7 protein-coding genes and 2 pseudogenes are annotated in these 9,646 nt (G+C 70.0%); 7 read left to right on the top strand and 2 right to left on the bottom strand.

The genetic code is table 11. The features are described 5' to 3' along the window. Together GWI24_RS33645 and GWI24_RS33640 are read left to right on the top strand one after the other, a co-directional pair. Positions 1–206, top strand: a pseudogene (locus GWI24_RS33645) (hypothetical protein); the annotation flags it as partial. A gap of 95 nt (positions 207–301) precedes the next feature. After that, a complete protein-coding gene (locus GWI24_RS33640; RefSeq protein ID WP_210949841.1) occupies positions 302–2,044 on the top strand; it encodes a pyruvate dehydrogenase in 1,743 nt (580 codons plus the stop codon). 87 nt (positions 2,045–2,131) lie between these two features. Here GWI24_RS33640 and GWI24_RS33635 read toward each other — a convergent pair whose 3' ends face one another. Further along, positions 2,132–2,809, bottom strand: coding sequence for a hypothetical protein (locus tag GWI24_RS33635; protein ID WP_308344174.1), 678 nt, complete (start codon positions 2,807–2,809; stop codon positions 2,132–2,134). A gap of 171 nt (positions 2,810–2,980) precedes the next feature. Between GWI24_RS33635 and GWI24_RS33630 the strand changes: the two genes are divergently transcribed. The 5 genes and pseudogenes from GWI24_RS33630 to GWI24_RS33610 all read left to right on the top strand — a co-directional run bounded on the left by GWI24_RS33630 (position 2,981) and on the right by GWI24_RS33610 (position 6,308). Further along, complete coding sequence (locus GWI24_RS33630) at positions 2,981–3,430, top strand: hypothetical protein (RefSeq protein ID WP_210949840.1); 450 nt, start codon at positions 2,981–2,983, stop codon at positions 3,428–3,430. Continuing rightward, positions 3,427–3,735, top strand: a complete 309-nt coding sequence (locus tag GWI24_RS33625) for a hypothetical protein (RefSeq protein WP_210949839.1) — start codon at positions 3,427–3,429, stop codon at positions 3,733–3,735. Before GWI24_RS33630 ends, GWI24_RS33625 begins: the two co-directional genes overlap by 4 nt. Before the next feature lie 402 nt (positions 3,736–4,137). Further along, the gene (locus GWI24_RS33620) at positions 4,138–4,518 is read left to right on the top strand and encodes a hypothetical protein (RefSeq protein ID WP_247617223.1); all 381 of its coding nucleotides are present in this window, start codon (positions 4,138–4,140) and stop codon (positions 4,516–4,518) included. Between the two features lie 378 nt (positions 4,519–4,896). Beyond that, a pseudogene (locus tag GWI24_RS33615) lies at positions 4,897–5,343 on the top strand (thiamine pyrophosphate-dependent enzyme); the annotation flags it as partial. An 80-nt stretch (positions 5,344–5,423) separates the two neighbouring features. After that, positions 5,424–6,308, top strand: a complete 885-nt coding sequence (locus GWI24_RS33610) for a glycosyltransferase family 2 protein (RefSeq protein WP_210949837.1) — start codon at positions 5,424–5,426, stop codon at positions 6,306–6,308. A gap of 30 nt (positions 6,309–6,338) precedes the next feature. On the opposite strand, the gene GWI24_RS33605 is transcribed toward GWI24_RS33610, so the two are convergent. Continuing rightward, positions 6,339–9,530, bottom strand: coding sequence for a glycoside hydrolase family 38 C-terminal domain-containing protein (locus GWI24_RS33605; RefSeq protein ID WP_210949836.1), 3,192 nt, complete (start codon positions 9,528–9,530; stop codon positions 6,339–6,341). Positions 9,531–9,646: the final 116 nt, after the last annotated feature.

Genomic DNA, 9,646 nt, shown 5'->3' with positions numbered 1-9,646 from the left:
CCGTCGCCCGGCCGGGCGACACCCTTCTGCTGTGCAGCGCGGGCCTCGCCGAACCCCTGCGCGGCGAGGCCGCCCTCGCCGATCGCCTGGCCGAACGCTGGGACACCGCGGAGGCGCCGGGTCTCGCCGCGTTCCTCGCCGACGCCCAGACCGGGGTGAAGGGCTACGCCGACGACCGTACGGCTGCCGCCGTCTGGGAGGCGTAAGCGCGCCGTCCATGGGTTGATGGACGAAAGGTGCAAGGTGGCGGACAACCGTCACCCACCCCATCGACCCAGGACGAAAGGGATGAGGGCGCGCGATGGCCAAGCAGACCGTGGCGGAGCAATACGTGGACATCCTGGTGCGCGCCGGTGTGCGGCGGCTGTACGGCGTGGTCGGCGACAGCCTCAACCCCGTGGTGGACGCGGTCCGCCGCAACGCCGCGATCGACTGGATCCAGGTGCGGCACGAGGAGACCGCCGCCTTCGCCGCCGGTGCCGAGGCGCAGCTCACCGGGTCCCTCGCCGCCTGCGCGGGCTCCTGTGGCCCCGGGCACGTCCATCTGATCAACGGGCTCTACGACGCCCACCGCTCCATGGCCCCGGTCATCGCGCTCGCCTCGCACATCCCCAGCAGCGAGATCGGCACCAGCTACTTCCAGGAGACCCACCCCGAGCGGCTGTTCCAGGAGTGCAGCCACTACTGCGAGCTGATCTCCCACCCTCAGCAGATGCCCCGCGTCCTGCAGACCGCCGTCCAGCACGCGATCGGCCGCAGCGGGGTCAGCGTGGTCGCCCTCCCCGGCGACATCGCCGCCCGCCCGGCGCCCGAGCGCGCCGAGGAGCACGCCCTGGTGACGTCCCGGCCCACCGTGCGCCCGGGCGACGCGGAGATCGACCGGTTCGCCCGTATGGTCAACGAGGCGGAGCGGGTGACGCTCTTCTGTGGCCGGGGCTGCGCCGGGGCGCACGAGGAGGTGATGGCCTTCGCCGAGCTGCTGAAGGCGCCGGTGGGGCACGCCCTGCGCGGCAAGGAGTGGATCCAGTACGACAACCCGTACGACGTCGGCATGAGCGGTCTGCTCGGCTACGGCGCGGCGTACGAGGCCACCCATGAATGCGATCTGCTGATCCTGCTCGGTACCGACTTCCCGTACGGCGCCTTTCTGCCCGCCGATGTGCGGACCGTGCAGGTGGATGTCCGCGCCGAACACCTCGGCCGCCGCTCCAAGCTGGACCTCGCCGTCTGGGGCGACGTCCGGGAGACGCTGAGCTGTCTGACGCCGAAGGTGCACCCCAAGACCGACCGCCGCTTCCTCGACCGCATGCTGAAGAAGCACGCCGACGCGCTGGAGGGCGTGGTCAAGGCGTACACCCGCAGGGTCGACAAGCACATCCCGATCCACCCGGAGTTCGTGGCGTCGGTGCTGGACGAGGAGGCCGCCGACGACGCGATCTTCACCGTGGACACCGGGATGTGCAATGTGTGGGCCGCCCGCTATCTGTCCCCCAACGGCCGCCGCCGGATGATCGGCTCCTTCACCCACGGCTCGATGGCCAACGCGTTGCCGCAGGCGATCGGCGCCCAGTTCATGGACCGCCGCCGCCAGGTGATCTCGATGTCCGGCGACGGCGGATTCACCATGCTGATGGGCGACTTCCTCACCCTCGTCCAGTACGACCTGCCGGTGAAGGTGATTCTGTTCAACAACTCCGCGCTGGGCATGGTCGAGCTGGAGATGCTGGTCTCGGGCCTGCCCGCACACGGCACGGGCTACCACAACCCCGACTTCGCGCAGATCGCCCGCGCCGCCGGGGTGTACGGCGAGCGGGTGGAGAAACCCAAGCGCCTGCGGTCCGCGCTGCGCGCCGCACTCCACCACAAGGGGCCCGCGCTCCTGGACATCGTCACGGACCCCAACGCGCTGTCCATCCCGCCCAAGATCAAGGCGGAGATGGTGACCGGCTTCGCGCTCTCGGCCAGCAAGATGGTGCTGGACGGGGGCGTCGGCAAGATGCTCCAGATGGCCCGCTCGAACCTCCGCAACGTACCGCGCCCCTGATCCTCTCCGCTCCCGGAACGTGTCGGTAGCGCTCCAGGCGGGCGCACTTGTCCTGCGGCGGAGGCTTTTTGCCTTGCGTTTCCAGGGCTACTCCCAGACGGGCCGTCCGCCCTCCCAGAGCGCGGACACGTGGCCGGCGAACCGGTCGTACAGACCGTCGTCGCCCAACCGTCGGATATGCAACATCGGGGACTCGTGGCCAAGGAGGCTCGACAGGTGCGGGGTCACCAGCATTTCGGAGTCGAAGCTGAACACCGACAGGGCAATGTGCTCATCACTGAACCGGGCATCAACGCCCGTGTGCTCCTGTAGCTTCGACAGCGCGTCAAGCGTGATCCGGATACGCGTCCCGACGGTGAGCGGAACGCCTTCGATCTCCTCCCGACGCCGCGTCACGGCGGAGTCCGGGTCACCGACCAGGAAGCGGATCGAGCAGCCAGACGCGGCTTTTGCCGCCAGCCGATCGACGAGGCGCGGTTGCTCCTGCCACACGAAGTAGTTGGTGTACCCGGCAAAGGTGATGGAGTGCGCCGCAGCGTCGATCAACTGCCCCCACACGGTCGTAGGGCAGGCGTTTCGGTATGGATAGGCTTGGATGATTTCGCGGCTAGCCCCCGTCTTGACAACCGATCTGGCTGCCTTCGGCCACAGCATGCCCTCATCGACTCCTAACGCCTTGGCGACGGCGGCCCGCGTGTCGGGGTGTGGAGCCCGGATCGGATCCTTCAGCCATCGCTCTGCGGTCTTGGTGGACACCCCCACCATACGAGCGAGGCGACCAGGAGTTACCTCCGCCTTGGCCATAGCATCTCGAAGGGACTCGTTCAAGGTTCCTCCCTCGGACGTTTGGGACGCTTGGGACCATAGCGCGAAGTTGTCCTGGCTGTCCCGACCTGGGAGGTTCAAACGTCCTGTCAAGGCGGCGACAGTATGTGCATGGACAGCGACGCAACGCAGCCGACCCTCGTATTCATCTATGACCGTGAGGTCACCGAGAAGGATTCGGCGGATGGCCGGATCCTCACCTGCCGTCAGTTCGCACGCGAACGGGGGTGGGCAGTCGCGGGACAGTGGGTGGACCGGGGGTCCAACGCGGTTGCCCTGCGACGGACGTTCTGGACGGGCATGGTCGCCGCGATGGAACATGAGGGCCAGGGGCGGCGGATCGTCTGTCTCGTCGCCAACTGGCACCGGATCGCGTTCGACGAGGCGGCGCGCAACACGCTGCGGCAGACAGTCGGCCACGTTGGAGGCGTCTGCGTGGCCGTCAGTGACGAGCAAGCTTCTGGGAATTCCCGAGACGTGACTATGCGTCGGCTTCGCGCTAGCGGGAAGCAGATCGGCCCGGGTGCGACGCTGGTCCGGCATGACGGGGCGACGGCATGAGCCTGGCCCCTGGCCGGGGCGTCGACTACCTGTCGCGACGGGAAGCGGTCAAGCGCGTCGCGGCCATGGCGCCCCGCGAGGCTGCGGTGTCGTTCGAGGACCGGGGGCGGGTGGCCATCAGGGCATCGTCGCGGTATCTGGCGGAGTCGTCGACGAGCCTCGAAGACGCGCATGCCGTGATCAAGCTGCTTCAATTCGCCCTCTCCGACCTGATCATGGTCGCTGAGGCTAGGCAGCGTCTGCTGCGACGGTACAGCCGGCCACCCGACAGCGAAGAGCAGCCGCCTTCACATCCCGCCCGATGACTTCCTCGTCTTCCCCTGCCCCAGCGGCAGAAGGGGCGAGGAGCGGCGGGGGCCTCCGAACGTCATCGGAGTACATCTCGGAGGCTCCCGCATAATGCCCCTACCTGTTGGGTGCTGGAACGCCTGGCAGGTAGGAAGCGGTCCGTAAGTACCTTGGTCGGCTCCTTTCGGACCGTGGTCCCCGCCTCGAGTCCCGGTGACGTGCGACGGGATGAGGGGCGGGGGCCGCACGCAACCTCGCCCCGGTCGGATGGTTGGAGGCCGGTGACCGGGACGAGGGCAGCGCACCACTCACAGAGAAGAGGCACGCGCATGGGCAACGTTACTGCGTTACTGGAACGACCCAAGCGGGCCGGAGTGATCCGGACTGTCTTGGACAACAATCCCGGCATGGAGCCGGGTATGGCCGAGCGGATCGTCGACGAGGCCGTCAAGTTCACCGCGACCTGCGCCGCTTTCCCGGATGCCCGGCTTCGCCCGTCCCGGGTGGTCGACGAGGGCTGGCACGCCCTCATCCTCCACACCCGCGTCTACAGCGAGCTGTGCGAGGGGTTCGGCCGTTTCGTGCATCACATGCCGGAGCCGCCGGACCGGTCCCGCCACAACGCGGGCGAGCTGACTCGGACCCAGGAACTGATCGTCCAGGCGGGGTTCACCGTGGATGTCGCGCTGTGGCTGGCGCCGACCGACCAGAGCATCCCGGTCGCGGCCGGATGTGAGCACAGTGAGCCCGGTGGCGAGGGCACATGCACCGGCGACTGCGGCAACACGGGCCCGAACTGAGTTGACGCGCTGACAGCCCGAGGCGCGGCACGTACTCTCGGCTACAGGAGGTGGTCACTGTGTCGCAATGGGTGAATCCTCGTGCGGTCGACGTAGTCCGGTTCGCGAGTCGGTTCCAGGCGCCGTCAGCACTCCCGGATGATGCCTGTGGCTGCTGGGCCGGACGCCGACGCCGGTGGGGATCGCCTCATCGATCTCGGCCCCGACTCTCGGCGACTGTGCTTGTCGGTGAGGACGGCGCGATGTATGCCGTCCCGTGTAGCAGGTGCAATGGAACGGGCGTCGTCTCGTAGGTCAGCCAGCACCCGTCAACGGCCCCGTCCGTGCGCTTCCCCGTGGCGCCGGGCGGGGCTTCCTTGTGGCATCGAGATACGCACCTCCGACTTCCCGTACGGCGCCTTTCTGCCCGCCGATGTGCGGACCGTGCAGGTGGACGTCCGCGCCGAACACCTCGGCCGCCGCTCCAAGCTGGACCTCGCCGTCTGGGGCGATGTCCGGGAGACGCTGAGCTGTCTGACGCCGAAGGTGCACCCCAAGACCGACCGCCGCTTCCTCGACCGCATGCTGAAGAAGCACGCCGGCGCGCTGGAGGGCGTGGTCAAGGCGTACACCCGCAGGGTCGACAAGCACATCCCGATCCACCCGGAGTTCGTGGCGTCGGTGCTGGACGAGGAGGCCGCCGACGACGCGATCTTCACCGTGGACACCGGGATGTGCAATGTGTGGGCCGCCCGCTATCTGTCCCCCAACGGCCGCCGCCGGATGGTCGGCTCCTTCACCCATGGCTCGATGGCCAACGCGCTGCCACAGGCGATCGGCGCCCAGTAGGCTGCATGAGCTGACAGTGACGCCCTGGTGACTGTCACTCGAACACGAGGTGACCCGTACGTAGTGAGGACCCTTCCGTGACCGCTGGCGCCTCGCGCCCCAAGGTCGGCGCGGTGGTGCTGACCATGAACGACCGGCCCGAGGAGTTCCCTCGGGCCATGGCCTCCCTGCTGGCTCAGCAGGGCATCGACCTCGACGTGGTGGTCGTCGGCAACGGCTGCCGCCCTGCCCAGGTCCCCGCCGGGGTGCGCACCGCCGCACTTCCGGAGAACGTCGGGATCCCCGAGGGCCGCAACGTCGGCGCCGCCGCCGTCACCGACGACTGCGACTACCTGTTCTTCTTCGACAACGACGCGGTCCTCCCGTCCACGGACGCGCTGGCCAAGCTCGCCGCCGAACTCGACCGCGACGCCCGGCTCGCGTACGTACAGCCCCGCATCACCGACCCCGACAGCGGCCTCACCCAGCGCCGCTGGGTGCCCCGGCTGCGAGCCTCCGACCCCACTCGGGCAGGCACCGTGACCGTCATGGCCGAAGGTGTCGTGCTCATCCGCCGCTCCGCCTTCGAGGCAGCCGGGGGCTGGCCCGGTCACTTTTTCCTCTTCCACGAAGGCATCGATCTGGCCTGGCGACTGTGGAACCGCGGCTACACCGGCCTGTACCTGCCCGCCGTCATCGTTCATCACCCGGCGACCACCCCGGCCCGGCATGCCACCTTCTACCGCCTCAACGCCCGCAACCGCGTCTGGCTCGCCAGGCGGAACCTCCCCCGGGTTCTCATCCCCTTCAACCTCGCCACCTGGCTCGCCTTGACCCTGTGGCGATTCCGGGACCGCGCAGCCCTGCGCGCCTCCCTGAGCGGGTTACGCGAAGGGCTGCGCGGCGGCCACGGCACGCGGGCACCCATGAGCTGGCGGACGGTCGTCGAGCTGACTCGCTCTGGACGACCGCCCGTCGTGTAGCCGTCAGGCCGCAGCCCCCGCCTCAGTCCCTCATCGCACCGGCCGCAGCCGCAACGTCAGGATCTGGTGCGGGCGCAGTGCCAGGGTCAGCCCGCCCGGGCCCGTGGCCGCCTCGTGCAGCGGGCGCTCCAGCAGGTCCGTCACCTCCGCCCCGAGCACCGGGAAACCGGTGACCAGCGTGCCCGCCGCCCGGCCGCCCTGGGACTCGTACAGCCGCACCACCACATCGCCGCTGCGGTCCTCCGAGAGCTTGACCGACTCGATCGTGATCGCGGGGTTGTCCACGGACACCAGCGGCGCCCGCTCGGCCGGTCCGGCGGGGAGGGTGCGCAGCGGCAGGTTGAGGGCGAGCCCCTCGGCGACCGCCTCGGCGACGCCCGCGCCCGGCAGCAGGGCGTAGCGGAAGCGGTGGACGCCCAGGTCGGTCTCCGGGTCGGGGCTGTGCGGGGCGCGCAGCAGGGTGAGCCGCACGGTGGTGCCCAGCACCTCGCCCTCGCCCGCGTCCCCGTCCGCGCCCGCGTCCGTGCCCTCACCCCTGCCATGCGCCGTACGGGTCACATCGTGGCCGTACGTGGAGTCGTTGAGCACCGCCGCCCCGTACCCGGGTTCGGCGACCCGCAGCCAGCGGTGGGCGCAGATCTCGAACCGGGCCGCGTCCCAGCTGGTGTTGGTGTGGGTGGCGCGGTCCACATGGCCGAACTGGATCTCCGCGGTGGACACCTTGGCGTGGATGTCCAGCGGGAACGCCGCCTTGAGGACCTTCTCCGACTCCTGCCAGTCCACCTCGGTGGCGATGTCGAGGCGACGGTTGCCCGCGGCCAGCGTGAGCTCCTGGGTGATGCGGGAGGCGCCGAAGGACCGTATGACCCGGACCGTGGCACGCAGCGGACCGGACTCGATCAGCTCCACGGACTCGGCGTCGGTCAGATCGGTGTGGCTGCGGAGGTAGTGCCGGTCGATGTCCCAGGCGTCCCAGTGGTTGGGGTGGTCGGGGTGGAGCTGGAGGAGGTTGCCGCGGGCGCCGGGGGCCAGCACCTCACGGCTCGCGTCCAGGTCCAGCACCGAGGTGAGCAGCCCCTCGGCGTCGATGGTCACCCGCAGCCGGTCGTTGTCCAGGACGATGGACTGGCCGTCGCTCAGGGCGGTCACCGGCGGTGCCCCATGGGGTGCGCCGCCGGCGGCGGGTGCCTGCGGGGCGGTCCCCAGGGGTGCCGCGCCCAGCCCGGCGACCCGCACCGCGACCGCCGTACGGCCCTCGTCCAGCGGCTGGACCGGGGCCCCGGACGGCAGGGCGGCCGCCGTCCGCGCGTCCAGGACGGCGATCTCCTCGCGCTCGTACGGCGAGGCGTTGAGCACGGCGGGCCCGCCGCCGCCCAGCGCGGCCACCGCCCCCGCGATGATCTCCTCCAGCTCGGCGAACACCATCTCGTAGGCGTCCCGTGCCTCGCGGTGCACCCAGGCGATCGACGAGCCGGGCAGGATGTCGTGGAACTGGTGCAGCAGCACCGTCTTCCAGATCCGGTCCAGCTCGTCGTACGGATAGGCGTAGCCGGGCGTGTGCAGCGCGGCGGCCGTGGCCCACAGCTCGGCCTCCCGCAGCAGATGCTCACCGCGCCGGTTGCCCTGCTTGGTCTTGGCCTGGGTGGTGTACGTGGCCCGGTGCAGCTCCAGATACAGCTCGCCCGACCACACCGGCGCCTTGGCCCCGTACTCCCGCTCGGCCTCGGTGAAGAACGCCGAAGGTGGCTGGATCTCGACGGTCGGCGAGCCCTCCAGGGAGGCGAGCCGCCGCGCCTTCTCCAGCATCTCGCGGGTGGGGCCGCCACCGCCGTCGCCGTAGCCGAAGGGCACCAGCGAGCGCGTGGCCAGCCCCTTGTCGGCGAAGTTCTTCTCGGCATGGGCGAGTTCGGAGGCGCTGAACCGGGCGTTGTAGGTGTCCACCGGCGGGAAGTGGGTGAAGACCCGGGTGCCGTCGATGCCCTCCCACCAGAAGGTGTGGTGCGGCATCTTGTTGGACTGGTTCCACGACAGCTTCTGGGTGAGGAACCACCTCACCCCCGCCAGCTTGGCGAGCTGCGGGAAGGCGGCCGTGTAGCCGAAGGAGTCCGGCAGCCAGATCTCCTCGGTGTCCACACCCAGCTCCTCCAGGAAGAACCGCTTGCCATGCACGATCTGCCGGGCCAGCGCCTCACCGCCGGGCATATTGGCGTCCGACTCGACCCACATCGAGCCCACCGGCGCCCAGTTGCCGTCCGCCACCGCCTTCTTGATCCGCTCCCAGATATGCGGCTGGTGCTCCTTGACCCAGGCGTACTGCTGCGCCTGTGAGCAGGCGAAGACCAGCTCCGGGTACTCGCCCGCGAGCGCGGTGACATTGGCGAAGGTGCGGGACGCCTTGCGCACCGTCTCGCGCAGCGGCCACAGCCACGCCGAGTCGATATGGGCGTGCCCGGCCGCCGAGATGCGGTGCGCGCTGGAGTGCGCGGGACGGCCGAGCGCGTCGGTGAGCTCGGCGCGGGCGGCGGCCGCGGTGCCGGGGACGTCGTGGAGGTCGAGCGCGTCCAGCGCGTTCTCCAGGGCGCGCAGGATCTCATGGCGGCGCGGCCGGTCCTCCGGCAGCTCGTGCATCAGCTCCGAGAGCACCTCGATGTCCAGGACCAGATGCCAGACGGTCTCGTCGAGGACGGCCAGCTCGGCCGAGGCGAAACGGTACAGCGGCTCGTCCCCGGCGGTCAGCACATCGCCGAGCCGGGTCGGAATGAAGCCGTCGCGCAGTACGGACGGGTTGGCGGCGGCCTCCAGCAGCAGCCGTACGGGCTCACCACCGGCCGCGGGGGCCGCTACGGGGATGTGGCGGTTGCGCGGATGGATTCCCTTGATCGGCACCCCCTCCGCGTCGTACACCAGCCCCTCGGCCTGGAACCCCGGGGCGTCGTCGGTGAAGCCCGGGTCGATGACGGCCTCCACCCGCCGCCTCGCCCAGCCCTCGGGCACCGTGCCCTCCAGCCGGAACCACCAGGTCGACCACGGACTGCCCCAGTCCGTGCCGGTGGTGAACGGCTCGTAGGTGCCCGCCAGCGCCTCCGCGACCGGCACCGGCTCACCGGGGGTGCGCCACGCGGAGAGGGTGAGCGGCACCCGGGCCGTGTACTGGGCGGGCCTGATGAACTGGCGCAGCGCGCGGTCCAGGCGCCCCTCCACCAGTGGTCGGTCGTCGTGCATCACGGCTCCTCGGCTCGAGCTCGGGGGATCACTCAGCGGATCACTCCCAGCATTTCCCTCGGTGTGTGGGAGGCAACACCCGGGCATGCATTTCCGTGAGCGCGTTCGACGACATT

Origin of the sequence: Streptomyces sp. MK37H (assembly GCF_018035285.1) — a bacterium.
Classification (GTDB): domain Bacteria; phylum Actinomycetota; class Actinomycetes; order Streptomycetales; family Streptomycetaceae; genus Streptomyces; species Streptomyces endocoffeicus.
The sequence above is the reverse complement of the archived record's forward strand: the minus strand, read 5'-3'. Positions and strand labels throughout refer to the sequence as shown.

Bases quoted from the DNA above. Each gene is read 5' to 3' on its own strand.
- GWI24_RS33620 (WP_247617223.1), top strand. From the start codon at position 4,138: ATGGCCGAGCGGATCGTCGACGAGGCCGTCAAGTTCACCGCGACCTGC.
- GWI24_RS33635 (WP_308344174.1), bottom strand. From the start codon at position 2,809: ATGGTGGGGGTGTCCACCAAGACCGCAGAGCGATGGCTGAAGGATCCG.
- GWI24_RS33640 (WP_210949841.1), top strand. From the start codon at position 302: ATGGCCAAGCAGACCGTGGCGGAGCAATACGTGGACATCCTGGTGCGC.
- GWI24_RS33630 (WP_210949840.1), top strand. From the start codon at position 2,981: ATGGACAGCGACGCAACGCAGCCGACCCTCGTATTCATCTATGACCGT.
- GWI24_RS33605 (WP_210949836.1), bottom strand. From the start codon at position 9,530: ATGCACGACGACCGACCACTGGTGGAGGGGCGCCTGGACCGCGCGCTG.
- GWI24_RS33625 (WP_210949839.1), top strand. From the start codon at position 3,427: ATGAGCCTGGCCCCTGGCCGGGGCGTCGACTACCTGTCGCGACGGGAA.